Origin of the sequence: Enterobacter sp. Acro-832, assembly GCF_011752745.1 — a bacterium.
Taxonomy (GTDB): Bacteria; Pseudomonadota; Gammaproteobacteria; order Enterobacterales; family Enterobacteriaceae; genus Enterobacter; species Enterobacter quasiroggenkampii.
Window position 1 is genome coordinate 293,626 of record NZ_VWWX01000001.1, and the last position, 25,212, is coordinate 318,837.

The 25,212-nt window shown below is 56.2% G+C and carries 23 protein-coding genes; 14 read left to right on the forward strand and 9 right to left on the reverse strand.

What is annotated here, in order from left to right:
• Positions 1-380 precede the first annotated feature (380 nt).
• Positions 381-1,490, forward strand: coding sequence for a porin OmpC (locus F3J31_RS01315; RefSeq protein WP_032647384.1), 1,110 nt, complete (start codon positions 381-383; stop codon positions 1,488-1,490).
• A 54-nt stretch (positions 1,491-1,544) separates the two neighbouring features.
• Here the strand turns inward: F3J31_RS01315 and F3J31_RS01320 are convergent, their stop codons facing one another.
• On the reverse strand, positions 1,545-2,489 hold the full coding sequence (locus F3J31_RS01320) for a LysR substrate-binding domain-containing protein (protein WP_048223352.1): 945 nt from the start codon (positions 2,487-2,489) through the stop codon (positions 1,545-1,547).
• 170 nt (positions 2,490-2,659) lie between these two features.
• Between F3J31_RS01320 and F3J31_RS01325 the strand changes: the two genes are divergently transcribed.
• The 7 genes from F3J31_RS01325 to F3J31_RS01355 are packed head-to-tail and all read left to right on the forward strand — an operon-like array spanning position 2,660 to position 9,110.
• Complete coding sequence (locus tag F3J31_RS01325) at positions 2,660-3,610, forward strand: branched-chain amino acid ABC transporter permease (protein ID WP_167210850.1); 951 nt, start codon at positions 2,660-2,662, stop codon at positions 3,608-3,610.
• An 8-nt stretch (positions 3,611-3,618) separates the two neighbouring features.
• Positions 3,619-4,725, forward strand: coding sequence for an ABC transporter ATP-binding protein (locus F3J31_RS01330; protein WP_167210853.1), 1,107 nt, complete (start codon positions 3,619-3,621; stop codon positions 4,723-4,725).
• Positions 4,722-5,489 carry an ABC transporter ATP-binding protein gene (locus F3J31_RS01335; protein ID WP_167210856.1) on the forward strand — a complete coding sequence of 256 codons (768 nt, stop codon included), beginning with the start codon at positions 4,722-4,724 and terminating at the stop codon, positions 5,487-5,489. Before F3J31_RS01330 ends, F3J31_RS01335 begins: the two co-directional genes overlap by 4 nt.
• A complete protein-coding gene (locus F3J31_RS01340; protein WP_069719167.1) occupies positions 5,482-6,201 on the forward strand; it encodes an ABC transporter ATP-binding protein in 720 nt (239 codons plus the stop codon). The genes F3J31_RS01335 and F3J31_RS01340 overlap by 8 nt, the downstream gene beginning before the upstream one ends.
• Before the next feature lie 28 nt (positions 6,202-6,229).
• Entirely contained in the window at positions 6,230-7,387 is a 1,158-nt protein-coding gene (locus F3J31_RS01345) for a branched-chain amino acid ABC transporter substrate-binding protein (RefSeq protein WP_167210858.1), read from the forward strand.
• Positions 7,388-7,404: 17 nt separating this feature from the next.
• Complete coding sequence (locus tag F3J31_RS01350) at positions 7,405-7,887, forward strand: L-2-amino-thiazoline-4-carboxylic acid hydrolase (protein WP_023619185.1); 483 nt, start codon at positions 7,405-7,407, stop codon at positions 7,885-7,887.
• Positions 7,884-9,110 carry a Zn-dependent hydrolase gene (locus tag F3J31_RS01355; protein WP_167210861.1) on the forward strand — a complete coding sequence of 409 codons (1,227 nt, stop codon included), beginning with the start codon at positions 7,884-7,886 and terminating at the stop codon, positions 9,108-9,110. The genes F3J31_RS01350 and F3J31_RS01355 overlap by 4 nt, the downstream gene beginning before the upstream one ends.
• A gap of 35 nt (positions 9,111-9,145) precedes the next feature.
• On the opposite strand, the gene F3J31_RS01360 is transcribed toward F3J31_RS01355, so the two are convergent.
• Both F3J31_RS01360 and F3J31_RS01365 read right to left on the reverse strand, forming a co-directional pair.
• Positions 9,146-11,029: a KUP/HAK/KT family potassium transporter gene (locus F3J31_RS01360; protein ID WP_167212015.1), complete on the reverse strand. Its 1,884-nt coding sequence runs from the start codon at positions 11,027-11,029 to the stop codon at positions 9,146-9,148.
• Positions 11,030-11,118: 89 nt separating this feature from the next.
• On the reverse strand, positions 11,119-12,606 hold the full coding sequence (locus F3J31_RS01365) for an MFS transporter (RefSeq protein WP_048029851.1): 1,488 nt from the start codon (positions 12,604-12,606) through the stop codon (positions 11,119-11,121).
• 116 nt (positions 12,607-12,722) lie between these two features.
• Here F3J31_RS01365 and F3J31_RS01370 point away from each other — a divergent pair, with 116 nt between their 5' ends.
• The 3 genes from F3J31_RS01370 to F3J31_RS01380 all read left to right on the forward strand — a co-directional run bounded on the left by F3J31_RS01370 (position 12,723) and on the right by F3J31_RS01380 (position 15,017).
• Entirely contained in the window at positions 12,723-13,298 is a 576-nt protein-coding gene (locus tag F3J31_RS01370; RefSeq protein ID WP_167210864.1) for a TetR family transcriptional regulator, read from the forward strand.
• A 308-nt stretch (positions 13,299-13,606) separates the two neighbouring features.
• Positions 13,607-14,575: an alpha/beta hydrolase gene (locus tag F3J31_RS01375; protein WP_205246178.1), complete on the forward strand. Its 969-nt coding sequence runs from the start codon at positions 13,607-13,609 to the stop codon at positions 14,573-14,575.
• A 115-nt stretch (positions 14,576-14,690) separates the two neighbouring features.
• Positions 14,691-15,017, forward strand: coding sequence for a helix-turn-helix domain-containing protein (locus tag F3J31_RS01380; protein WP_345790435.1), 327 nt, complete (start codon positions 14,691-14,693; stop codon positions 15,015-15,017).
• Between the two features lie 12 nt (positions 15,018-15,029).
• On the opposite strand, the gene nhoA is transcribed toward F3J31_RS01380, so the two are convergent.
• Complete coding sequence (nhoA, locus tag F3J31_RS01385; protein ID WP_167210867.1) at positions 15,030-15,866, reverse strand: N-hydroxyarylamine O-acetyltransferase; 837 nt, start codon at positions 15,864-15,866, stop codon at positions 15,030-15,032.
• A 108-nt stretch (positions 15,867-15,974) separates the two neighbouring features.
• Between nhoA and F3J31_RS01390 the strand changes: the two genes are divergently transcribed.
• Positions 15,975-16,547, forward strand: a complete 573-nt coding sequence (locus tag F3J31_RS01390) for a flavin reductase family protein (RefSeq protein ID WP_167210869.1) — start codon at positions 15,975-15,977, stop codon at positions 16,545-16,547.
• Positions 16,548-16,970: 423 nt separating this feature from the next.
• Here F3J31_RS01390 and fusA read toward each other — a convergent pair whose 3' ends face one another.
• Entirely contained in the window at positions 16,971-19,070 is a 2,100-nt protein-coding gene (fusA, locus tag F3J31_RS01395) for an elongation factor G (RefSeq protein WP_039262847.1), read from the reverse strand.
• A gap of 160 nt (positions 19,071-19,230) precedes the next feature.
• On the opposite strand from fusA, the gene F3J31_RS01400 reads away from it, so the two are divergent.
• On the forward strand, positions 19,231-19,530 hold the full coding sequence (locus tag F3J31_RS01400; protein WP_008501755.1) for a helix-turn-helix domain-containing protein: 300 nt from the start codon (positions 19,231-19,233) through the stop codon (positions 19,528-19,530).
• On the opposite strand, the gene F3J31_RS01405 is transcribed toward F3J31_RS01400, so the two are convergent.
• Both F3J31_RS01405 and F3J31_RS01410 read right to left on the reverse strand, forming a co-directional pair.
• Complete coding sequence (locus F3J31_RS01405) at positions 19,523-20,164, reverse strand: helix-turn-helix domain-containing protein (protein ID WP_045908811.1); 642 nt, start codon at positions 20,162-20,164, stop codon at positions 19,523-19,525. The genes F3J31_RS01400 and F3J31_RS01405 overlap by 8 nt on opposite strands.
• A gap of 121 nt (positions 20,165-20,285) precedes the next feature.
• The gene (locus F3J31_RS01410; RefSeq protein ID WP_048029843.1) at positions 20,286-21,617 is read right to left on the reverse strand and encodes a 2-hydroxycarboxylate transporter family protein; all 1,332 of its coding nucleotides are present in this window, start codon (positions 21,615-21,617) and stop codon (positions 20,286-20,288) included.
• Positions 21,618-22,031: 414 nt separating this feature from the next.
• Between F3J31_RS01410 and F3J31_RS01415 the strand changes: the two genes are divergently transcribed.
• Positions 22,032-23,717: an NAD-dependent malic enzyme gene (locus F3J31_RS01415; protein ID WP_167210872.1), complete on the forward strand. Its 1,686-nt coding sequence runs from the start codon at positions 22,032-22,034 to the stop codon at positions 23,715-23,717.
• 44 nt (positions 23,718-23,761) lie between these two features.
• Here the strand turns inward: F3J31_RS01415 and F3J31_RS01420 are convergent, their stop codons facing one another.
• Positions 23,762-24,763, reverse strand: a complete 1,002-nt coding sequence (locus tag F3J31_RS01420) for a Kdo(2)-lipid IV(A) acyltransferase (protein ID WP_069719157.1) — start codon at positions 24,761-24,763, stop codon at positions 23,762-23,764.
• A 183-nt stretch (positions 24,764-24,946) separates the two neighbouring features.
• The gene (gene pptA / locus F3J31_RS01425; protein WP_008501760.1) at positions 24,947-25,177 is read right to left on the reverse strand and encodes a tautomerase PptA; all 231 of its coding nucleotides are present in this window, start codon (positions 25,175-25,177) and stop codon (positions 24,947-24,949) included.
• Between the last annotated feature and the right edge of the window lie 35 nt (positions 25,178-25,212).

A 25,212-nucleotide genomic window follows, 5' to 3' on the forward strand; every position in this document is an offset into this window, starting at 1 on the left:
GAAATATGAGGAATAGCCGTTCAATTCTCAGACCAACCCTCTGCTTTTAAAGAAAAACAGCAATAGAACCCGCCTCAAACCCTCGAATTTACCGAAATCTAACGCGCGATACTAAAACTTTCAGAAATTATAGCGATAACAATAATCCCACGCATTAAATACATATTAATCGTATAAATTCCGGTCATATTGTTTGAATATCGTCCTTCCCACACGATCGAGATCACACTAATTGAAATTATCTCTAATATTTTGAAACTTATTATTGAAATAAGACTACGAGATTTTTAAGAATAGCATGCCATTGACGAACAGCCTCGTTTAGAAATCGTTCAAAGTGGTTCAGGAAATACCCAAAAAAATTATAAGGAACATTTAAGATGAAACTTAAATTAGTTGCAGTGGCAGTCACTTCCATGCTGGCAGCAGGCGTTGTTAACGCTGCCGAAATTTACAACAAAGACGGTAACAAGCTGGATCTGTACGGTAAAGTGACAGGTCTGCACTATTTCTCTGATGACGCTGGCGCAGATGGCGATAAAACCTACATGCGTATCGGCTTCAAGGGTGAAACCCAGGTTAACGATCAGCTGTCCGGTTACGGCCAGTGGGAATACCAGATTCAGGGCAACAAAGACGAAGGCGACAACCAGTCCTGGACGCGTGTGGCGTTTGCAGGTCTGAAATTCGCGGAAGCGGGTTCATTCGATTACGGTCGTAACTACGGCGTGATTTACGACGTGACCTCCTGGACCGACGTGCTGCCAGAATTCGGCGGTGACACCTATGGTGCCGACAACTTCCTGCAGTCTCGTGCTAACGGCGTGGCAACCTACCGTAACCAGGACTTCTTCGGTCTGGTTGATGGCCTGAACTTTGCTCTGCAGTATCAGGGTAAAAACGGCAGCGTAAGCGGTGAAAACACCAGCGGCCGCAGCCTGCTGAACCAGAACGGTGACGGCTATGGCGCATCCCTGACTTACGATCTGGGCGAAGGCTTCAGCGTAGGTGGTGCAATGTCTTCTTCCCGTCGTACCGCTGACCAGAATGCGGCTGGCGTATACGGTGAAGGCGACCGCGCAGAAGTGTACAGCGGTGGTGTGAAATACGACGCGAACAACGTTTACCTCGCGGCGCAGTACTCTCAGACCTATAACGCAACCCGCTTCGGTACCTCTAACAACAAGCGTACCGACATCTACGGCTTTGCAAACAAGGCGCAAAACTTCGAAGTTGTGGCTCAGTATCAGTTCGACTTTGGCCTGCGTCCGTCCATCGCTTACCTGCAGTCTAAAGGCAAAGACATCGAAAACTTCGGCGACCAGGATCTGGTTAAATACATCGATGTTGGCACGACCTATTATTTTAACAAAAACATGTCCACCTACGTGGATTACAAAATCAACCTGCTCGACGACAACAAGTTCACTCGCCAGGCAGGCATCGGTACCGACAACATCGTGGCGCTGGGTCTGACCTACCAGTTCTAAAACCTTGTCTGTCCAAAAGCCAGCTGAACAAGCTGGCTTTTTTTTCGCCGTCCTTTACCCGACGGACGACTCCCCGCCCGCCGCCCGACGCAGCCAGGTTTGCAGCAGCTTGCCGTCCTCGGTCATCTCTGAATCCGAACGCACGCAGAGGTAATAATCGCGCCCGTCATCAATCGGTAGGTCAAATATCTTCACCAGCTCACCGCTCTCAAGATACGGCGCAATCAGCGGCTCACGCATTAGCGCACAGCCCAGACCAGCCTGTACGCCCGCCAGCGTCAACAGTCCGTCTTCAAACAGCGGGCCGCTGCGCCGGAGAGGACGTTTTACCCCCTGCAACAAAAACCACTGCGTCCAGCTTGTACGCTCTTCATCGTGCAGGAGCGGCATTTGCAGCAACTGCTCAGGCGTATCGATATGGCCATGAATGCGTAAAAACGCACGGCTGCACACCGGCACCATCTGACCGGAAATCAGCTTTTCACTCTGATAGCCCGCCCACTGCCCGTTGCCAAAACGAATCGACATATCCGACGCGTCGCTCAGATAGTTACGGTGGTTGGCATACACCACGTTGATCTCGGTTTGGGGATTGGCGCGCATAAACGCAGGCAAACGTGGAATAAACCACCCCATACCAAACAGCGGGATCAGGCTGATGGTGACCTGACGCGTTTGCGCCTGCTCCGCCAGGTGCTCCGTCGCCTGGCGCAGCACGTTAAACGCTGCACGGATCGAGCGGTAATATTCCCGCCCGTGCTGGCTCAGCACCAGCCTGCGCCCCTGACGTTCCGTGAGCGGCATTTGCAGGTATCCTTCGAGCACCTTGAGCTGATGGCTGACGGCCGACGGAGAGATATTCAGCTCCTGTGCGGCCAGCGTGACGCTGCCCAGCCGGGCGATGGCCTCAAAGGCACGTACGGCCCGAAGCGGCGGATCGTTTGCCAGGCGGCTTTCTGCATACGCCGCCAGATTCGCCAATTGTTCTGTTTTATTCATATGTTGATTTCTTTAGGCTTTTCACCCAAAAGCAGGCATAAACTATTTTCATATAAATCATAAAGATAAAACAATATTTATTTATCATAAGAAATAATAGATGCGTATTTTACAATTTAATTCATTTATTGGATGGTAGCCGCAGAACGAGCACTTTGCGGGTACAGACGTTGGATACACTCATACAACAACTGATCAACGGTGTGATGCTGGGAAGCATCTACGCGCTGATCGCGCTGGGCTATACCATGGTGTATGGCATTTTGCGCATTATTAACTTTGCCCACGGCGATATTCTGATGGTCGGCGCGCTCACCACGCTCTCCGCCATGAACGCCCTGAACACCACCTTGCCGCATATGCCGCTGCTGTTGCAGCTTGGCATTGCCCTGATGATTGCCATGGCCGTTTGTGCCGTGCTGGCGATGGCCGTGGAACGCTTTGCCTACCGTCGACTGCGCAACGCCCCGCGGCTCGCGCCGCTGATCTCGGGTATCGGCGTCTCCGTCCTGCTGCAAACCGTGGCGATGATTCTCTGGACGCGCAACCCGCTGATGTTCGCGCAGATCCTGCCCATGGATCCGATTGCCGTGACGTCTGGAAGTGAAACGCACCCGCCCGCCATCGTGACCGTTACTGGCATTGTCACCGTGGCGCTGGCGCTGGCTGTGATGACCGGGCTCTGGCTGCTGGTGGAATACACCCGTCTGGGGCGCGGCATGCGCGCCGTGGCGGAAAACCCACGCGTGGCCACGCTGATGGGGGTTAACCCAAACGCCATCATCACCCTGACGTTTGCCATTGGCGGCGTGTTTGCCGCGCTGGCAGGCGTGATGATGGCCAGCAATTACGGTAACGCCAGCTTCTCGATGGGCTTTTTGCCCGGGATCAAGGCCTTTACCGCCGCCGTGCTGGGGGGCATTGGTAACATTCGTGGCGCCATGATTGGCGGCATCCTGCTCGGCATTATCGAAGCGCTGGGCGCAGGTTACCTGGGTGAACTGACCCATGGCGTATTTGGCAGCAACTATCAGGATGTCTTTGCCTTTATGGTGCTGATCCTGGTGCTGGTCTTCCGTCCGGCTGGCCTGCTGGGCGAGCGCGTGGCGCACAGGGCGTAAGGAATACCATGACAACACTTCAACTCCAGACCCCGGCGACGACACGCAAATTCTGGTCAGGCATGAGCCTGTTCTGCCTTGCGCTGCTGATTGCTCCCGTGGTGGCCACGCAGCTTGGCGGCAACTACTGGGTGCGCGTCATCGACTTCGCTCTGCTCTACATCATGCTGGCGCTCGGGCTTAATATTGTGGTCGGCTATACCGGCCTGCTGGACATGGGCTTTATCGCCTTTTACGCGGTCGGCGCCTACCTCGCGGCACTGATGGCCTCCCCACACCTGCTGGAGGTGTTTCCGATCCTCGGCGTCTGGTTCCCGGGCGGGCTGCACACCTCGTATTTGCTCATTATTCCGCTGGCCGCCCTCGTCGCGGCAGTCTGCGGGATTTTACTAGGTGCTCCTACGCTCAAGCTGCGCGGGGACTACCTGGCGATAGTGACCCTCGGCTTTGGCGAAATCATCCGCATCCTGATGCGTAACCTCGACCGTCCGGTAAACATTACCAATGGCGCAAAGGGCATTACCGGGGTGGATACGCTGAACCTGTTCGGCCTGAAGTTCAGCGGCGTATACCACTGGTTTGGTTTCAAAGTGCCTGCCCTGTGGCTGTGGTACTACCTGCTGATGCTGGTCATTGTGGCGATTATTTTTGTCTGCCTGCGCCTGCAGCATTCCCGCATTGGTCGCGCCTGGCACGCCATCCGCGAGGATGAAGATGTGGCGCGCGCGATGGGCATCAACGTGCGTAACTATAAATTGCTCGCCTTTGCGATGGGCGCCTCCTTTGGCGGCGTGGCGGGTGCGCTTTTCGGCGCGTTTCAGGGCTTTGTCTCCCCGGAATCCTTCACGTTACAGGAATCGATTGCCGTACTGGCGATGGTGGTGCTGGGCGGCATGGGGCACATTCCGGGCGTGATCCTGGGCGCGGTACTGCTTACCGCCCTGCCGGAACTGCTGCGCAGCCAGGCAGCGCCGGTTCAGCAGGCGCTGTTCGGTACGGTGCTGATTGACCCGGAAGTGCTGCGCCAGCTGTTTTACGGTCTGGCACTGGTACTGGTCATGCTGGTGCGCCCCTCCGGGATCTGGCCGGTACGCCACAAGGAGGCGAAGGCATGAGCCTGTTAACCGTACGCAACATGACAAAACGCTTCGGCGGGCTGACTGCTGTAGATGACGTTTCGATAACCGTGAACAGAGGCGAGATCTACGGGCTGATCGGTCCCAACGGCGCGGGAAAAACCACCTGCTTTAACCTCATCACCGGCCTTTATGCGGCGGACAGCGGCGAGTTTTCGATAGCGGATAAGCCCTATTTCCCAAAACACATAGAGAAAGTGACCGCCGCCGGGATTGCGCGCACCTTCCAGAACGTGCGCCTCTTCAACGACATGTCGGTACTGGAAAACGTGATGGTGGGCCGCCACGTGCGCACCCGTAACGGCCTGTGGGCCGCGCTGAGCCGCCACAAACGCGCCCGTGAGGAAGAGAAACAGACCCGCGAACTGGCCTGGCACTGGCTGGACTATACCGGCATTGCGCAGTTCGCCCACTATCGCGCCTGCGATCTGGCCTATGGCCATCAGCGTCGCCTTGAAATCGCCCGCGCGCTGGCAACAGATCCGCTGCTGCTGGCGCTGGACGAACCCGCCGCCGGGATGAACGCGGCGGAAAAAGTGGCGCTCGGCGAGCTGCTCATCCGCATCCGCGATGACGGCAAAACCCTGCTGATGATTGAACATGACGTCAAGCTGGTGATGGGCATCTGCGACCGTCTGACGGTCCTTGATTACGGCAAAACGCTTGCCAGCGGCACGCCGGAAAACGTGCGGCGCGACCCGGCAGTGATCGCCGCCTGGCTTGGAGGCAACGCCCATGTCTGAATTACTGAAGGTAGAACGTCTGGACGTGCATTACGGCGGCATTCAGGCCGTACGCGATGTCTCCTTTACCCTGCGCGAGGGCGAACAGGCTACGCTGATCGGTGCGAACGGCGCGGGGAAAAGCTCCACCGTACGCGCCATTACCGGGCTGGAAAGTTTTAGCGGCAGTATTGAATTCAGCGGTAAAGCGGTGCGTAAACAGAGCCCGGAGACCCTGCTTCGCGACGGACTGGTGATGGTCCCGGAGGGTCGCGGGATCTTCTCCCGCATGACGGTACTGGAAAACCTGCAGATGGGCGCCTGGCTAAGGCGTGACACTGTCACCGTTAAGCGCGAGATGAACGAGATATTCGAGCGCTTCCCGCGTCTGGGCGAACGCCAGCATCAGCTTGCCGGGCTGTTGTCCGGCGGTGAGCAACAGCTGCTGGCCCTTAACCGCGCCCTGCTCAGCCGCCCGCGTCTGCTGATCCTCGACGAGCCTTCGATGGGCCTTGCCCCGAAAATGGTCGAGAACATTTTTGCCGTGATCGCCGGGCTGCGTGAGCGCGGTGTCGCCCTGCTGCTTATTGAACAAAATGCCCGGCTCGCGCTGGAAGTGACCGACAGCGCGTGGGTGATGGACAGCGGCAGCATTGTTCATCATGGCGAATCGACAGCGCTGCTTAACGACGACCAGATTGCACAGATTTATTTGGGCGAAATGCCCGTTTAACCACACCAGCCAACATCAGGGAAATACAATGAAAACAGTAAAAATCAGTGCGCTCAGCGCCGCTATTCTGCTCAGTAGTGTTGCCTCTACCGGAGTCTGGGCTGCCGACGGTGAAACCGTGGTCATCGGTCTGGCAGGCCCGCTGACCGGCCCATCTGCCCGTATAGGGAAAGATCTGGAGAACGGCGCGCAGCTGGCCATTGACGACATTAACAAGCAGCACCCGACCATCGGCGGCAAAGCGGTCACCTTCAAACTGCAGTCCGAAGACGATCAGTCCGACCCGCGTACCGCCGTGGCCGTCGCGCAGCGTCTGGTGGACAGCGATGTGGCGGGCGTGGTCGGCCACTGGAACACCGGCACCAGCATTCCTGCGGCCCGCATTTATCACGATGCAGGCATCGCCCAGGTGGCACCAGTCGCGACCGGTCACGCCTTTACGCAACAAGGTTTTGATACCAGCTTCCGCGTGATGGGACACGACGATGACGGCGGCCAGCTCGCCGGTCAGTATGCGGTCAATACCCTGAAAGCCAAACGCATTGCGGTGATCGACGACCGCACCGCATTTGGTCAGGGGCTTGCAGACCAGTTTATCAAATCGCTGGAAGCCCAGGGCGTGAAAATTGTCGATCGTCAGTACGTGGATGACAAAACGGTCGATTTCAGCGCCATACTGACCGCTATCCGCAGTAAAAACGCCGATCTGATCTTCTTCGGCGGCGTCGACAGCCAGGCCGCACCGCTGGCTCGCCGCATCAAACAGCTGGGCATGAATGCCACGCTGATGGGCGCAGGCGGATTCGTCAGCCAGACGTTCCTGAAGCTGGCGCAGAAAGAAGGCGAAGGCGTTGTGGCGCTGGAGCCGGGTCTGCCCGTTGACCAGATGCCGGGTGGAAAGGCATTCGAGCAGGCCTATCAGTCCCGCTACCACACCCATATCGAACTGCACGCCCCGTTCGCCTATGACGCCACCCGCGTGCTGGTTGCGGCAATGGAAAAAGCAGACTCCGTTGAGCCTTCCGCGTATCTGCCTGCCCTGCGCGCCATCAGCTATTCCGGCGTCACCGGGCAGATCGCGTTTGATAAAGAGGGCAACCTGAAATCGCCGTCGTTCACGGTCTACAAAGTTGTCGACGGCAAATGGCAGCCGCAGACCGTGCTGGGCGGCGCAAAAGCGAAGTAACGCAGCGAGGCAATGTGATGAGTGATAATAACGAGCTGGGCATTCTCGCCCGCCGCAAAATTGAAGCCGAAATTATTAAGCCAATTTATGAAATCCTGGTGCGCGAGATAGGGAAAGCCCGCGCCCAGGCGGTGATTGGCGAGGCCATTGAGCAGGCCGCGATTGACGCTGGCAAAGCGTTTGCCAGCAAAGAACCCAACGGCGCGAACATCAAGAGCTTTATCGCCCTGCAGTATCTGTGGGAGAAAGATAACGCCCTGGAGGTGAAGGTGATCGACGCCGACGACCAGCAGTACAACTATAACGTGACCCGCTGTCGCTACGCGGAGATGTACCACGAGATGGGGCTGGGCGAGATTGGCCACCTGCTCTCCTGCGCGCGCGATGAAAAATTCATCGTTGGCTATGCGCCGGACGTTGAGCTAACTCGCACCACTACCATTATGCAGGGCGGTGCGTGCTGTGATTTCCGCTACCGCAGCAGCAAGGACAAGCCATGATTCGCGTCAACGCCGAACGGCTGTGGTCAACGCTTGAGATGATGGCGCAGATCGGCGGCACGCCTGCCGGTGGCGTCACCCGTCTGGCATTAAGCGAGGAAGATCGTGTTGCGCGTAACCTGCTGCGCGACTGGGCGCTGGACGCCGGTTTTACCTGTGACGTCGACAGCATGGGCAATATGTTTATCCGCCGCGCGGGAAAAAACCCGCAGCTTGCCCCGGTCATGACCGGTTCGCACGTGGATACCCAGCCACTGGGCGGGAACTATGACGGGGTTTACGGCGTGCTGGCCGGGCTGGAGCTGCTGCGTACCCTCAATGACCATCACGTTGAGACGGAGCGTGACATCGTGCTGGTGAACTGGACCAACGAAGAAGGCGCGCGCTTCCCGCCAGCCATGCTTGCTTCAGGGGTCTGGACGGGGCAGTTTAGCGAAGCGTACGCTCATGCCCGCGCCGATCACGATGGCATCACCGTGGGTGAAGCGCTGGATAGCATTGGCTACCGGGGTGAAACCCCTGCCCGCGCGTTTCCGGTTCACGCCTGCTACGAGCTGCACATCGAACAGGGACCGATTCTGGAAGACGAAGCCCTGGATATCGGGCTCGTCCGCGCGGCAATGGGCCAGCGCTGGTTTACCCTGACGCTGGACGGATTTGCCACCCACGCGGGCACCACGCCAATGCACAGCCGCCGCGACGCGCTGACCGCCTTCGCGGAGCTGGCGCTGAAGGTGGAAGAAATTGGCTATCGGCATGCGCCGGACGGACGTGCGACGATCGGCATGGCGCAGGTTACGCCAAACTCGCGCAACGTCGTGCCGTCTCGCGTGATATGCAGCGTGGAGTTTCGCCATCCGGCGCAGGCGGCACTGGAAGCCATGGAGGCAGCGCTGCATAAGGTAGCTGAAAGCCTGAGCCTGCGCGGCGTGTCGGCACTCGTTGAGCGCATTTTTGACTACGCGCCCATCGCGTTTGATGCCAAATGTCTGGCTCGAACGGAGAAAGCGGTGGCAGAACTGGGCTATTCGTCGAAACCAATGGTCTCGGGTGCGGGACATGACACCTGCTATGTCAGCAACATTGCCCCTGCCAGCATGATTTTTATCCCCTGCGTGAAGGGCATCAGCCATAACGAAGCGGAAAGGATCCTCCCTGAGTGGTCCGAGAAAGGGGCGAACGTGCTGTTGCACAGCGTCCTGTCCGCGGCCCAGGAGAGCTAGAACGGCGCGAAAGCAGCCCCTGCTTTCGCGCGACGCTAGACGGCAACGCGGCGGCTGATTTCAACCACCCGATCGCTGGGAAGGTGGTAGTGGTTGATGACGTGCGTGCAGTTGCGCTTCATGAAGGCAAAAATGTGTCGTTGCCAGGCCGCCATACCGGCCCCGCCTTCGCCTGCCACAATGGTTTCATGCCCGACATACCAGGTGGCGTCGTCCGTGGCAAAAATTGCGTTAATCTCGCTGACGCCCTGCAACAAACGCGGGATGTCCGGGTGTTCCATAAAGCCATATTGCGCTACGCCGTGCCAGTAGCCCGGCGCGCGCTGCTCCACCCTGATACGCTGCTCTTCTCCGACGTAGGGCTCGTTGAGAATATCAATGGTCAGCGACAACACGTCCTGCTGTAGCGCCCGGTTTCGCGCGACATGCCAGCGCATTACCGGTGGGATATTGTTCTGCGTGCGGGTCAAAAAGACAGCAGAGCCCGTCACTCTGGGCACCGTCTTTTGCTGAAGCTGGGCAAAGAACGCATCCACGCTGACGCCCTTCTCGCCCACCGACGCGGATACCGCCTGCACGCCGCGATGCCAGATCAGCATCACCGTACAAATGGCGGCAGCCATCAGCAGCGGGATGTAGCCGCCCTCAAGGACCTTAATCAGATTGGCAAATAAGAAGGTGGCATCGATCGTCAGGAAACAGAGGGCGATGATCCCGCTGCTGAACAGGCTCCAGCGCCATACTTCCCGCATAGCGACAAACAGCAGTCCTGTCGTCATCAGCATGGTTAACGACACGGCAATGCCGTACGCCGCGGCAAGCTTGTCGGAGGATTTAAAGAACACCACCAGCCCTATTGTCACCACCATCAGCAGCCAGTTTATTATCCCGATATAGATTTGACCGTAGCTTTCTGCCGCCGTCTGTTTGATACGTAGCCGGGGTAACCAGCCGAGCTGAATCGCCTGACGCGTCATGGAAAAAGCGCCGGTGATAATCGCCTGACTGGCAATGATCGTCGCCAGCGCGGCAAGAATGATGAGCGGCACCTGCAGCGCTGGCGGACAGAGCGTATAGAATAGATTTTGTTTGCTGTCGGCACCGGCCAGAATCAGCGCTGACTGACCAGCATAGTTGAGCAGCAGCGAAGGAAAGACGACGCCGTACCAGGCAAACCAGATGGGCTTTTTACCGAAATGCCCCATGTCGGCGTACAGCGCCTCGGCCCCCGTCACGCAGAGAAATACGCCCCCCAGGACCAGAAAACTGGTGTACCCGTTCGAAAACAAAAACGCGATGCCGTAAGCAGGATTAAGGGCCAACAATACCGAGGGGTGCTGAACGATCCCCCGCACGCCCAAGGCCGCAATCGCCAGGAACCACAGCGCCATCACCGGGCCAAATATCTTCCCTATGCGGGCGGTGCCAAAAGGCTGGATCAGGAACAGCGCCAGCAACACCGCAACCGTGAGGGGTAAGATGTACGGCTGGGACTCCGGGATGACCATCTCCAGCCCTTCCAGGGCGGAAAGCACGGAGATGGCCGGGGTTATCGCGCCGTCACCGTATATCAACGCGGCGCCGATGAGGGCGGCAAAAATGACCCAGCGACCGCCTTTGCCTTTTTCCACCAGAAGCGACATCAGGGCCATAATGCCCCCCTCGCCATGATTATCAATTCGCATGGCGAAGGCGGCATACTTGATGGAGGTCACCAGGATGAGCGTCCAGGTAATCAGGGAGAGCAGGCCCAGGATGACGTCGGGCGTCGGGTCATGCTCAGAGAGCGAAAGCACCGTCCGGAAGGTATAAAGCGGGCTGGTGCCGATATCACCAAAAACAACACCCAGCGCGCCCCCTGCAAGCAGGGTTAACCGGGAGAGAGGTTGGGACGGTTCACTGCTGTGGCGCGGGCTCATATTTTTCAGCAAGAGTCAGATAATCCTTTAAAAAACATAGCTCATCTGCCCCGCCCGCGCCAACCGCTGCCCCTGTTTTACCGCGCGGTTTACTGCGGATTGACCTTCGCCAGGCTGAACCAGATCCCCACTGCCAGCAACAGCAGCATGCCGCCCGCACTGCCCAGCGCCACGCTGTGGGAGGTAATAAACGCACTTTTCGCCGCCTCAATCACCGGCTCCGCCAAGGACGGCGTCAGATCCTGCGCCACCTTCATCGCTTCCCCAATCGATGACGAGGCTTTATCGATGAGCGAGGCATTCAGCCCCTGCGGCAGGTCAATCGACGCCGAGAAGCTGCGGGTCAACAGCAGACCAAAAATGGCGATCCCCAGCCCGGCCCCCAGCTCATAGGACATGGTTTCAATCGCCCCTGCAGCGGCGGCTTTCTCCTTCGGCGCGGCAGCCATAATGGCGGAAGTCGAGGCCAGCAGCGCGCTGGCGGCACTGAAGCCGAGCAGCACCATCAGCCCCCACGCCTGCCACTGCTGCGTGCTGAAGTCGAGCGTCGACAGGCCGATAAAGCTGACGGCGCTGAGCCCCATGCCGCTGGCCGCGACGATGCGTAGCCCTAATCGCCCAACCAGCACGCCCGCGATCGGCCCGCTGAACCCGCTGGCGACCATCACCGGCAGCATAAACATGCCCGCTTCAAACGGCGTAAAGCCGTGAACAAACTGCAGCTCCTGGGCCATCAGCAGCTCAAACCCGACCAGGGCAATCATGGCGGTCATCGCCATCACCACGCCGCTCAGAATAATGCGATGGCAGAAGAGACGCATATCGATCATCGGTACGCGGGCACGAAGCTGAATACGCACAAAGATAAACAACAGCACCGAGCCGGTAACCAGCGCGGCGGCCACCAGCCACGGCGACAGTACGCCCTTAAGCGCGGTTTTGGCGCTGTAGACCAGCAGCAAAATCGCCACAATCAGCATGATGGCATGGCTGATATTCAGCGGCTGCTCCGGGCGGCCCTGCTGACGGGGTACAAAACGCGCGGCCAGGGACACGACCACCAGCACGATCGGCACGTTGATTAAAAACACCGATCCCCAGTAAAAATGCTCCAGCAGCATACCGCCAATCAGCGGGCCAAACGCCGCCCCGCCGGAACCGACCGCCGCCCAGACGCCGAGCGCGATGTTGCGATCTTTCGCGTCGGTAAAAAGCGTGCGGATCCCTGCCAGGGTGGCCGGAATAATCATCGCCGCACCGATCGCCAGCGAGGCGCGCGCCGCGATCAGCCATCCTGCTGAGGGGGCAAACGCAGCCGCCAGCGATGACAGACCAAACAGCGTACTGCCGATCATCAACAGCCGTTTAAAACCGATGCGGTCACCCAGGGCGCCCATCGGCAGCACCATACCCGCCATCACCAGCGAGTAGATATCGATGATCCACAATAATTCGTTACCGCTGGCGCCCAGCGTCATGCTCAATGTTGGCGCCGCCACGTGCAGCACCGTCGCGTCAATCGCGACCGGGATATACACCAGCACGATAATCACTAACGCTAACCACTGACGAAACATAAATTTCCTTTTCATTTTAAACCTGGACACATGTCCAGATTGCGATCCTACGTAAAGTTGAACGCGTGTCCAGCTTTTTGTTACACTCGTTTCGTTCCCATTGAGAGTGAGTAACGATGCGATATCTGAGCAAGGATGAACGGCGCGAAGCCATCTTACAGGCCGCCATGCGCGTGGCGCTGGCCGAAGGACTGGCGGCAATGACGGTACGCCGCGTTGCGGCTGAAGCCGGCGTCGCGACCGGACAGGTTCACCATCATTTTACCTCCGGCGGGGAGTTAAAATCGCTGGCCTTCGTACGGTTAATCCGCGAACTGCTGGATGCGGATGTTGCGGGTGAACAGGCCGGATGGCGGGAACAGCTTCATGCCATGCTCGGCAGCGATGACGGCAGGTTCGAGCCTTATATTCGTCTCTGGCGTGAAGCGCAGATCCTGGCCAGCCGCGATGCCGACATTAAGGGTGCCTATGTGATGACCATGGAGATGTGGCATCAGGAAACGGTGGCGCTGATCAATGCGGGAACGGAGGCCGGGGTATTTCGTCCCGGCGATCGGGCGGAAAATATCGCCTGGCGCTTGATTGGGTTGGTGTGTGGTCTTGACGGGATGTATATCTTAAACATGCCCGAAATGGATGAGGTCGCGTTTAACAGGCATATCGATAAATTGATCGACCTTGAATTGAATTAATCATCCTGAGTCGTTATTTAACCAATATATTAAGCGCCTGTTGCGTAGCACAGGTTCTTAATTTTCGCGTCCCCTTTTACACCCATTCATGCCATGAATATTTAACGCATTATCAGAAATAATGAGAGCCACCTCAAATTCCTTAACAAAAGAAACATATTGTACTAAATCACTCGCGTTCTCCTATACACTTCATACTGCCCTTCCTATAAAAAGGACAATTTAGCCAAAAGTAAATAAGACAATATTTGAGTAGATTTTCTCCATTACAAGCAAAGATAACTTTTTACTCAACGTGGGATTAAATCATGCCTTCATATGTTATGTCTGTTCGTAAAGCAACAAGAGGTAAATTTACCGCCGACATTGGTGGTACAAGCTATTTGGTTGTTCCTGATGGTGAGGACCCCAGCCCCGACCATGCCATTCCTGAGCAAAAATGGTTTGATCAGGTTATACAAGGTGCGCAGTGGAGAAACGAGAAAGGTGAAAAGCGCGGGGACTTACTGTTTTCTGTTCATGGTTACAACATGAGCGAGAGCGAAGTGATCGAGCGACACAGGCTTTTGGCAAACGGATTGTCTGATATTGGTTTTAAAGGAATAGTGGTTTCATTTGACTGGCCAAGTGATGATAAGGCACTGGCCTACTTACCTGACCGTCACAAAGCAAAACTTACTGCAATGCGCCTTATGACAGAAGGAATTTCCTACGTATCAGAAAAACAAAAACCCGACTGTCCCATCAATATTCATGTTCTGGGCCATTCAACTGGGGCTTATGTGCTCACTGAAGCATTTGATGATGCGGATGATACTAACCTGCCAAATAGTGCCTGGAAAGTGAGTCAGATCATTTTCGTCGCAGGCGATGTATCGAGCAGCGTAATGTCAAACCCTGACCCGCGAAGTGATTCGATTTACCGTCATGGCATTCGTCTCACTAATTATTCCAGCCGTCGCGACCAGGCTCTGGATATATCAAATGTCAAACGTGTCGGCGTAGCTCCTCGGGTTGGGCGTGTTGGTCTTCCTGAGAATGCACCTTCAAACGCAATAAATATAGACTGCACGCAGTATTACGAAAAACTAGAAAGTGATTCTGCTATTCTCGAGCAGGATGAACCCGCAGGGATTAAAGGAATGCCATCCCATTCGTGGTATTTCGGAAATAAAATATTTACCCGAGATTTGTTTTGCACACTAATTGGCATTGATCGCTATGTTATTCCAACCCGATCGGTTGATGGCGAAGGAAAAACGATCCTTATTGGCTAAGCGGAATTTGTGACAGGTGCCGGGTGGCGGCTACGCCTTACCCGGCCTACAGTTTTAACTTTTCCTAGCCTGGTAAAGTGTAGCCGCCATCGGGCAATTAAGACTGCAACATGCCGTGTTGCAGCAGGAAAACCTACCACGGAATGCCAACGGGATAGAGAATCTTCAGTTCGCACTCACGCTGGACTGCGTGGCGGAAAAAGCCTGTATGAGCCGACGCAGTTTTACCCGGCGGTTTCAGCAGACGAACGGGGAGAGTTTTTCGAGCCGGCTGCTCAAGCAACGCATCACCGTCGCGCAACGTTACCTCGAAAAAACAGATCGGCCGGTTGACGATATTGCCGAGCGTGTCGGTTTCCCCTCGACAACGTCCTTGCGCCGTCACTTTAATAATCTGCTTAATACTTCGCCTTCCCGCTATCGACGCGAATTTCGTGGCTGATAGCAAGCGACGTTATTTCCCGTGACTTTCAAACCCGGCCATCACCGCCGTCAATTCTGCAAGTGAAAAACCGTGCTTAGGATCGTCAACGCCCAGCCCAAAGCGTTCCTGCATCAGCTGGTAAAGCGCTGCCGCATCGGAAAGATGGATCTGCTCCTCCACATGACCGTTCTGCCAGTGGGTAAAGTTGAAGTTGGTCAGCGTCAGCTTGCCGCCGTCCGGCAGATGGCGGCACATCAGCAGATGATGGCGGAAGTGCGACTGCGGCCAGTGCGCCGACCAGAAATTCCCCATCACGTAATCACTGAAATACTGTGTTGTCAGGTCAAAATGGTACATCGACTGCCAGTGCTCGTGGTGACGGAACTGCAGCACCCAGTCGTTACCCTCGCTCAGCAGACGATACAGGCCGTGCGGCGTTTCCTGTTCCTCACTGGCGAGCAGACGAATTGGCGCCGTCAGCGTCTGGCCGCCAAATCCCACGTCCGCAATCCAGCGCTCGCCGTTAAGCTCAACCAGCAGCAGGCGGTGCGTGCGCGGCGGCATTTGCGGCGGGCTCGCTAATACCACGCGTCCCAGCACGCTGCGTACCGTGAAGCCGACTTCACGCAATACCCGCTCAAACAGGCCGTTTTGCTCAAAGCAATATCCTCCGCGACGGGCGGCGATCAGCTTGTCGACCAGGCACCGATCGTCAAGCTGGATTTCGCGCGGCAGCACGACGTCAATATTCTCAAAGGGGATCGCACAGTTATGGTGTAAATGCAGCGCGCGCAGGGTATCGATATCCACCCGTGTCGGTTGCGTCCAGTCGATGCGAGCGAAGTAGGCGGTCAGGAATGGGGACATACATCAGTTTCCTTTGATTGTGATGTTCTGTTTATAAACTAATTTTACGCACTCACTTTGATTTACGTGCTTTTTCGTCATACTCATCGTTACAGATGAGGAGATCCTATGAGCCACTTTCGCCCTGTTGAATTACGTCATGCCAGCCGTCTGCTGAATCACGGCCCTACCGTGCTGATCACCAGCCGCGATGAAAGCCTGGACAGACGTAACGTTATGGCCGCCGCATGGTCAATGCCCGTTGAGTTTGAACCGCCGCGCATCGCAATCGTGGTGGACAAAAGTACCTGGTCACGCGAGCTGATTGAACACAGCGGGAAATTTGGCATCGTTATCCCCGGCGTGGCGGCGGCCAACTGGACTTACGCGGTCGGCAGCGTCAGCGGGCGCGATGAGGACAAATTCAACTGCTATGGGATCCCGGTGGTGAATGGCCCGGCGCTCGGCCTGCCGGTCATTGAAGAGAAATGCCTGGCGTGGATGGAATGCCGGTTATTACCCGTGACCTCCGCTGCAGAGAAATACGACACGCTGTTTGGCGAAGTGGTTTCAGCGGCAGCGGATGAACGGGCGTTTATCGCCGGACGCTGGCAGTTTGACGGGGATAAACTCAATACTCTGCATCATCTTGGAGCCGGGACGTTTGTGGCGAGCGGGAAGATGGTGAAGGCGCTGGACTGAGAAAACCCGTCCCCTGGAGGTCGAGGAATCCCCAGTATTTTTATCCAAAACAATGAATGTTGCTTCATAGAAATGAATAACTTACAGCGATGCCCAGGTCCGGCTGTAAATCGCTGAGGTGTTTCCTGCAGGCCGGGGCGAGGCGCAGGGATGCGCCGAGAGGGCGGGCTTTACAGGGACGTTACCTCCGCCCGTCCCCGATAAGCCGGAAGGAATAAGCCGAGGGCACCGCGAAGCGGCGATTTACCGCCGGGAGCCCGGGTTGCCAGGGCGGCGGCGATTGAGCCGCCCTGGCACGTTCACAGGTATTGTCGTTTCAGAGTAGCAAGGAACATGAAGTGAACGGAATGACCACCATAGCGGTATGTTCCCCCTCACCCCAGCCCTCTCCCTTGTACACCCTCAAGGGAGAGGGTGAACGTATTACTTCGCACGCCGTGAAATAATCTCATCCGCAACATTCCGCGGGGCTTCCGCAAAATGATGGAACTCCATCGTATACGTCGCGCGTCCTTGGGACATCGAACGCAATGTCGTGGCATAACCAAACATCTCTGCCAGCGGTACGTCGGCGCGGATAATCTGGCTGCCGTACTGCTCTGCCATCCCCTGCACCATGCCGCGTCGGGAAGAGAGATCGCCCATGATGTTACCGGCGTACTCTTCCGGTGTTTCCACCTCCACATGCATGATCGGCTCAAGAATCACCGGATCCGCCCTGCGGGCCCCCTCTTTAAAGCCGAGGATCGCCGCCATGCGGAAGGCCATCTCCGAGGAGTCGACGTCGTGATACGAGCCAAACGTCAGCGTCGCTTTTACATCGACGACCGGATAGCCCGCCAGCACGCCGCTGTTCATCGCTTCCCGCAGCCCTTTCTCAACGGACGGAATATACTCACGCGGCACCACGCCGCCCTTCGTGGCATCTTCAAATTTAAAACCACTTCCGGGCTCCAGCGGCTCCAGGCTCAGCACCACATGGCCGTACTGGCCTTTACCGCCGGACTGTCGGACAAATTTGCCTTCGATGTCCTTCACCGTTTTACGCAGGGTTTCACGGTAGGTCACCTGCGGACGACCGATATTTGCTTCGACGCCAAACTCACGCTTCATGCGGTCGACGATAATCTCTAGGTGCAACTCACCCATACCGGAGATAATGGTCTGGCCGGACTCCTCGTCAGTGTGCAGGCGGAAAGACGGGTCTTCCGCCGCCAGGCGCTGCAGCGCAATGCCCATTTTCTCCTGATCGCCTTTGGTTTTCGGCTCAATCGCCAGCGAAATCACCGGATCCGGGAACTCCATGCGCTCAAGCGTAATGACGGCGTTCGGATCGGTGAGCGTGTCACCGGTGGTCACGTCTTTCAGCCCGACGCAGGCCGCGATATCCCCGGCGCGCAGTTCGTCCACCTCGTGGCGATCGTTGGCATGCATCAGCACGATACGCCCGATGCGCTCTTTCTTGCCTTTCACCGGGTTATACACCGCGTCGCCTTTGCGCAGCACGCCAGAGTACACGCGGATAAAGGTCAGTTGTCCGACGTACGGGTCGCTCATCAACTTGAACGCCAAAGCCGAGAACGGCTCATCATCACTCGGGTGACGCTCCGCGTGCTGCCCTTTTTCATCCACGCCATCAATGGCCGGCACGTCCAGCGGCGACGGCATAAGCTCAATCACCGCATCGAGCATGCGCTGTACGCCTTTGTTTTTGAACGCGCTGCCGCACAGCATCGGCTGGATTTCGCCCGAAATGGTGCGAATACGTAGCCCTTTGATAATTTCCGCTTCCGTCAGGTCGCCGGTTTCCAGGTATTTGTCCATCAGTTCATCGCTGGCTTCCGCCGCCGCAGAGACCATTTTTTCCCGCCATTCCTGGGCGGTACTGACCAAATCGTCCGGCACGGGGGCATAGGTAAACACCATGCCCTGCGTCGCGTCGTCCCACAGAATGGTGCGCATCTTGATCAGATCCACCACGCCGGTGAAGTGATCTTCGGCCCCCACCGGGATGACAATCGGCACCGGATTGGCCTTCAGGCGTTCCTGCATCATTCGCACGACGCGGAAGAAATCGGCACCCGGACGGTCCATCTTGTTGACGAAGGCCAGACGCGGAACGTGATATTTATTGGCCTGACGCCAGACGGTTTCCGACTGCGGCTGCACGCCGCCCACGGAGTCATACACCATCACGGCACCGTCGAGTACGCGCATGGAACGCTCCACCTCAATGGTGAAGTCCACGTGCCCCGGGGTGTCGATGATGTTGATCCGGTGCGGTTCATAGCCTCTGTCCATGCCTGGCCAGAAGCAGCTAACCGCCGCGGACGTAATGGTGATCCCGCGCTCTTGCTCCTGCGCCATCCAGTCAGTGGTTGCCGCGCCATCGTGTACTTCACCCAGCTTGTGGCTCATCCCGGTATAAAACAGGATGCGCTCAGTGGTGGTGGTTTTACCGGCATCGATATGCGCGGAGATACCGATGTTGCGATAACGTTCGAGAGGGATGGGTCGGGGCATGATATTTCCTTAGTCACTGTGACATGTTTGTGACGACCAGGATGGTCGTGTATTCGTTCGTTTGCTATAATAGTCCTATTGTACGAGTATTATCGAACTATTTTTTAAGGGTTGACCTATTGTTGATATAGCTCAATCTGACGCCATACGCAGGAAAACGATGATCCCTAACCACCCTGAAACTGAACAAATACTGCTGGAAAATGTGCTCTTTGCCCTCGGCAACCCGCTCCGGCTATCGATTATTCGCCGGCTGGCCGATGGCAGCGAACTCAGCTGCAACGCGCTGCGCCCGGAGGATGTGGTGAAGTCCACGATGACCCATCACTGGCGCGTATTGCGCGACAGCGGGGTCATCTGGCAGCGTCCGCAGGGACGCGAAAACATGATTTCATTGCGACGAGACGATCTGGATACCCGCTTTCCGGGGCTGATGGCGATACTGCTGCAGGTTAAGTAACTTCTGTCCCTTCCAGGCGATAGACCGGGACCTGCCGGGTTGTTTTGGTGAGCGTATCGAACACCTCGGCGTTGGACGTCACGATCCGCATCCCTGTTTTGCGTAACCGTTGTACATCAGCCGCGATGCGCTGAATGCCAAACCAGAAAAGCCCGTCGAGCGCGGTCACAGACAGCCCGTTTTCCAGCGCCAGTTTGAGGCGCTCTTTTGGCGCTTTCACCTGCTGGGCAATTTGCCGGTAAGACGCTTCCGTCGCACCCGTGGCGTCACTGCGCTGGATACGCGTCTTCAGGTGATAGGTAAACTCGTCAGGTATGCCGTCCAGATCCCGTTTAAGGCTGTAGACGCAGCCAAAGCGCTTGCCGTTAAACAGAACATTTTTCTGACTGAGCTGAAGCTCTTTTCTGACAGCGTCAATCAGCTGGGGCGCGCGGGTGAGAAGCAGCCTGAAGGGCAGCTCGAAGCTGGTGACGTAATCCACATTAAGCAACGCGAGACGCAGACGATCCTCCGCACCGGACTGTTGCTCACGGCACTCCTCCAGCACCTCCGCCCACTGGCGCGTCAGGCGCTCCGGTTCGGCGGCTTCGGTCAGGAGATATTTTTCAATCTGATAATCAACTCTTCCGGTCATCGTGTGGTATCCCGTCGCTGTGGCTGCGGTAATTCTATACAGCGCGGTGAGTTTTATAAAGGACTGAACCGCAGCGACACGCTGTAAATGTCGTTGCGATTCAGTATCCTGAGGTTTCGAATCAGTGCGCCATAACCCAGCCCATCAGCAGCGTGGCGAAAATGACCGTCGAAGCACCGCCGATACGCGTCGCAATCTGCGCGAACGGCATGAGCGACATGCGGTTGGAGGCGGACAGAATGGCCACATCTCCCGTACCGCCCAGCCCACTGTGGCAGCAGGTTACAATCGCCGCTTCCACCGGATACATATTCAGACGCGACGCAATCACGTAGCCGCTCAGCGCCATCGCAATCACCACCGATCCGCATACCACTACATAGCCCACCGAGAAGACCGACACCACGCTCTCAAGCGGCACGTATAGCATCCCGAGGCCGATCATCAGCGGCCAGACCAGCGCAGCCGAAACGAATTTATAGCAGCTGTGCGCCCCCTGCTCCATTGAGGCCGGGATCACCCTGAAGTATTTACACAGGACGGCAATCAGGATCATCAGCACCGGGCCGGGAATGTGGACCAGTTTTTCAAACAAGCCTCCGACGATGAAAAACGCGCACACCATCAGCAATCCGCCGCCCATCAGATGAAAATCCGTCTGCTGTGCGCTTTGCGCCCCGGCAAACAGGCTGGCGTCGTCTTTACTCCGCGTGAGCATGCCATTTCCCGAAAGCGCAGGACGTTTCGTCCCGAGACGCGCCAGCGAGCCCGCACAAATAATGGCGAAGATATTTCCGACGACCGCAGCGGGAGCCAGCTGCGCCACGTAGACGTCCGGCGTCTGCCCCAGGATTGCCGAATAGGCCAGAGACAGGGGCAAAATCCCCTCGCCAATTCCGCCGCCAATGATAGGGACAATGATAAAGAAGAAGGTGTGGTAAGGCGTATACCCAAACAGCGTTCCCACAATAAGCCCGCTCAGCACGGCCATCAATGTCCCCGCCACCAGCGGAACAAACATGCGCATCATTCCCTGGATCAGCAGCACCCGGTTCATCCCCAGAATACTGCCGACCACCAGGCAGGCGATGACGAAATAGAGCAGATTCGCCTCCTTCATCAGCAGATGCACCGTATCAAGGGTTTGTTTTCCGAATGCGCCAAAATAGACCAGCACGGAAGGCACCATCAGACACAGGATCGCCGGGCCGCCGATGTCCTTCAGCACGGGGATTTGACGCCCCACTTTGGCAAACGCAAAGCCAAGGGTCATGATGACCGCCAGTCCGCCTATCATATTTTTCGGTAACAGCCCTGCCCAGGCGGACGTCGCCACAATCGCGGCAATCCCCACGAACAGCATCAACGGGACTGCGCCAACCTCGGTATTGTTGAGCCCAAAGGCGAAACGCGAGGTCGACAGCTCAGAAGTCGGTACAGGATTATCTTTCATATAATCACCTGAAATTTGTGTTCGGATATGCAGAGAACGGAATAAACGAAAAACTATTCCTGATTCGAATAAATGTTCTTAAAGAGAAAATAAAGACTTTGGTGGCCTTTTCTAAAAACAGGCTCAGCGTGAAATTAACATGGGCCGCCAAAGAGAAATGTGAACACAATAGCCCTTTCCTTTTAAATAATTTAATTCATTATTATGTAACTAAAGTTATTCATAACATTCAATGCAATTCTTTTGAAATTAATAAAACCAGAAAGAATGTGAACCTTGTCACTCCTGCTCCGTTAGCTAAGCGCTAAATTAGCCCCCCAACAAAACACAGAAAACTGCGTGCCTTTATCATCCTTAAAGTCACTGTTTCTGCTCGTCTTATTTCTGTTTCGTTTAAATATTCAGGAGTTGACCATGTCTCGTAAAGACGTTCTATACACGCCCTATAATGGCGCCGTACTGCTGGAGAATCCGTTATTAAATAAAGGCCTCGCCTTTATTAAAGAAGAACGGGATAATTTTAATCTACATGGATTATTGCCACATAACGTTGAAACCATTGAAGAGCAAACCGAGCGCGCCTGGGTGCAGTTCTGCCATTTTAAAAGCGATATTTCCCGTCATGTTTATTTGCGCAATATTCAGGACACCAATGAAACTCTCTTTTACAACCTCTTGCGTTCGCATCTGAAAGAGACGTTACCGATTATCTATACCCCGACGGTGGGTGAAGCCTGCGAGCATTTCTCCACGATTTATCGCCGCGCGCGCGGCTTGTTTATTTCATGGCCTAACCGCCATCGTATTGATGAGATGCTGCAAAGTTTCTCGCGCAACGACGTTCGGGTGATTGTGGTAACGGACGGAGAGCGCATTTTAGGGCTCGGCGACCAGGGTATCGGCGGTATGGGCATTCCAATTGGTAAGCTGTCACTCTATACCGCCTGCGGAGGGATCCATCCGGCCTCCACCCTCCCGATTATGCTGGATGTCGGCACCAATAATCAGCAACACCTCGACGACCCGATGTACATGGGCTGGCGTCATCCGCGCATCAGCGACGATCAATACGCTGAATTTATGGATATGTTTATCAGCACGGTTAAAGCGCGCTGGCCCAACGTTCTCCTGCAGTTTGAAGACTTTGCACAGAAAAATGCCACCCGACTACTCCAGCGCTACCGCGATCAGCTGTGCTGCTTCAATGATGATATCCAGGGCACGGCAGCCGTCACCGCGGGGACGCTGATCGCAGCGGCCCACGCAGCGGGCACGCGCATTCGCGATCAGCGCGTGGTCTTCCTCGGCAGCGGCTCTGCGGGATGCGGGATCGCTGAAAAAATTGTGGCGCTGATGGTCGATGACGGCCTGACCGAGTCCGAAGCCCGCAGCCGGATCTTTATGGTCGATCGCTTCGGCCTGCTGACCGACGACATGACCAACCTGCTCGATTTCCAGAAAAACCTGCTTACCGCGCGCGACGCCGTAAGCCGCTGGCAGGTAGACGCGAAGAATATTTCCCTGCTGGATGTGGTGAAGAACGCACATCCAACGGTGATGATCGGCGTTTCAGGTCAGCCGGGGCTGTTCAGCGAAGAGATCGTCAAAGAGATGCATCGACACTGCCCGCGCCCGATTATCATGCCGCTCTCGAACCCAACGTCGCGGGCGGAGGCCCAGCCGCAGGATCTTATCGCCTGGACCCAGGGGGCCGCGCTGGTGGCCACCGGCAGCCCGTTCGCGCCGGTATTCTGGGAGAACGCGCAATACGAGATTGCCCAGTGTAACAACGCCTATATCTTCCCGGGCCTGGGACTGGGCGTGCTGGCCTGTAACGCGCGCCGGGTGACGGAAGAGATGCTGATGGCAGCAAGCCGCAGCCTGGCCGCCCAGTCTCCACTGGTGACCACAGAAAGAGGAGGATTGCTGCCGCCGGTAGATCAGATTGAAAAGGTCTCACGCCAGATTGCCGTTGCCGTCGCCCGGGTCGCCATTGAACAAGGCATAGCGCCATCGTTAGATGATGAAACCCTGCTGGCGCGTATCGAGAAGACCTGGTGGCAGGCGGACTATGCGCCGTACCGCCGATCCGCGCTGTAGCGCCGGTCATGCCCTCACCCTGCGGTGAGGGCATCGCTGTGGTGTTAGTGATGTATGCCTGAGCGGTCAGAAAAATCGCTGGCGGAGAGATTATCACCCCGAGTTGCCGCCTGTTTCAGACGGGCATACCGATCAGGTACCCCTTCAGGACGCGTTTTGAAGCGACGGTGCAGCCACATATACTGCTCTGGGGCCATGCGTACGGCCTGCTCAATTGCCCTGTTCATCTGCGTCGCCACGGCTTCTTTATCGCCGCCCTGCAACGCCTCACTGATATCCTCCAGAATAATCAGCTCGTAACCGGTGCCATCCGCCCTGCGACGCGGCACAAAGGGGATGACGGCTGGCTTAGCGCTTTTGACCAGCATATAGCTGCCCGCCGTCGTTGCGGCATCCGGCACCGCAAAGAACGGCACAAACACGCTGTTGGTTTTGCCATAGTCGTGGTCCGGGGCGTACCACAAAATTTCATTCTGCTTCAGCGCGCGGATCATGCCCTTTAAATCATGGCGATCGAGCATGGTTTTGTTGGAACGCAGACGTCCGCGCGTTTGAAGCCAGTCCAGCAGAGCATTGTTATTAGGGCGATACACCCCGATACCGGGGTTGAGCATGCCAAATATCCGCGCGCCCAGCTCAAGCGTCAGAAAATGCATCCCCACCAGCACCACGCCTTTTCCCTGCGCCCTCGCCTTTTCCATGTGCTCATACCCCTGCACGGTAAAGCATTTCTTCACCCGCCACGCAGGCCAGAACCATGCCATTCCGGTTTCAATCACCCCCATTCCTACCGATTCAAAATTACGCTGCAGCAATGACTCGCGTTCATCCTTTTTCATCTCCGGGAAACAAAGTTCCAGGTTGCGGCGGGCAATCTCGACGCGGCGAGGAAGTAAGCGCATCGCCAGTCGCCCCAGGCCATGACCGATTCTGAACAAAAGCGGATAAGGGAGCAGCATGATGAGCCACAGAGCCGCAATGCCGGCCCAGCTTAGCCAGTAACGGGGATGAAGAAAGGCGAATGAAAAACGGGGTAATTTTGTCATCAGAAAATTATCCTTTAACGTGTCTGTCCTTAATTGATTCTGTTGAAGATCTTTCCTAAGGATGAATAAAAAGTCAGCCAGAAACGTTAAGTGTAGCGGATAAGACAAAACGCATTTTTATCGATTTTTGCGAAAACGGGAAAACAAACCGGGGAGGATTTATTCGCTCCCCGGCAGAAGATATTACATCGAATACCCGGGCTTCTTAATAAGCTCCTCCAGCTTCGGTCCAATTTCGGTATCCCAGACCTGCGCCTTCCAGTCTTCAGGCGCGATCTGCTTCAACGCCACCGACACGGAACTGTCTTTGCTGTTGAAATGGCGAATAATCACGTCGGCAATATCTGCCGCCAGGGCAGCTTTTTGTTCGTCGTTCAAATCACGGGGAAAACATTTGATATCTACGTGTGGCATGTACAGGCTTCCGGTTGTGAATGAGTGTTCCACGT

Bases quoted from the DNA above. Each gene is read 5' to 3' on its own strand.
- pptA (WP_008501760.1), bottom strand. From the start codon at position 25,177: ATGCCACACGTAGATATCAAATGTTTTCCCCGTGATTTGAACGACGAA.
- F3J31_RS01375 (WP_205246178.1), top strand. From the start codon at position 13,607: ATGCCTTCATATGTTATGTCTGTTCGTAAAGCAACAAGAGGTAAATTT.
- F3J31_RS01345 (WP_167210858.1), top strand. From the start codon at position 6,230: ATGAAAACAGTAAAAATCAGTGCGCTCAGCGCCGCTATTCTGCTCAGT.
- F3J31_RS01390 (WP_167210869.1), top strand. From the start codon at position 15,975: ATGAGCCACTTTCGCCCTGTTGAATTACGTCATGCCAGCCGTCTGCTG.
- F3J31_RS01360 (WP_167212015.1), bottom strand. From the start codon at position 11,029: ATGAGCCCGCGCCACAGCAGTGAACCGTCCCAACCTCTCTCCCGGTTA.
- F3J31_RS01420 (WP_069719157.1), bottom strand. From the start codon at position 24,763: ATGACAAAATTACCCCGTTTTTCATTCGCCTTTCTTCATCCCCGTTAC.
- F3J31_RS01320 (WP_048223352.1), bottom strand. From the start codon at position 2,489: ATGAATAAAACAGAACAATTGGCGAATCTGGCGGCGTATGCAGAAAGC.
- F3J31_RS01330 (WP_167210853.1), top strand. From the start codon at position 3,619: ATGACAACACTTCAACTCCAGACCCCGGCGACGACACGCAAATTCTGG.
- fusA (WP_039262847.1), bottom strand. From the start codon at position 19,070: ATGCCCCGACCCATCCCTCTCGAACGTTATCGCAACATCGGTATCTCC.
- F3J31_RS01315 (WP_032647384.1), top strand. From the start codon at position 381: ATGAAACTTAAATTAGTTGCAGTGGCAGTCACTTCCATGCTGGCAGCA.
- F3J31_RS01335 (WP_167210856.1), top strand. From the start codon at position 4,722: ATGAGCCTGTTAACCGTACGCAACATGACAAAACGCTTCGGCGGGCTG.
- F3J31_RS01400 (WP_008501755.1), top strand. From the start codon at position 19,231: ATGATCCCTAACCACCCTGAAACTGAACAAATACTGCTGGAAAATGTG.
- F3J31_RS01340 (WP_069719167.1), top strand. From the start codon at position 5,482: ATGTCTGAATTACTGAAGGTAGAACGTCTGGACGTGCATTACGGCGGC.
- F3J31_RS01370 (WP_167210864.1), top strand. From the start codon at position 12,723: ATGCGATATCTGAGCAAGGATGAACGGCGCGAAGCCATCTTACAGGCC.
- F3J31_RS01415 (WP_167210872.1), top strand. From the start codon at position 22,032: ATGTCTCGTAAAGACGTTCTATACACGCCCTATAATGGCGCCGTACTG.
- nhoA (WP_167210867.1), bottom strand. From the start codon at position 15,866: ATGTCCCCATTCCTGACCGCCTACTTCGCTCGCATCGACTGGACGCAA.
- F3J31_RS01365 (WP_048029851.1), bottom strand. From the start codon at position 12,606: ATGTTTCGTCAGTGGTTAGCGTTAGTGATTATCGTGCTGGTGTATATC.
- F3J31_RS01350 (WP_023619185.1), top strand. From the start codon at position 7,405: ATGAGTGATAATAACGAGCTGGGCATTCTCGCCCGCCGCAAAATTGAA.
- F3J31_RS01405 (WP_045908811.1), bottom strand. From the start codon at position 20,164: ATGACCGGAAGAGTTGATTATCAGATTGAAAAATATCTCCTGACCGAA.
- F3J31_RS01355 (WP_167210861.1), top strand. From the start codon at position 7,884: ATGATTCGCGTCAACGCCGAACGGCTGTGGTCAACGCTTGAGATGATG.
- F3J31_RS01410 (WP_048029843.1), bottom strand. From the start codon at position 21,617: ATGAAAGATAATCCTGTACCGACTTCTGAGCTGTCGACCTCGCGTTTC.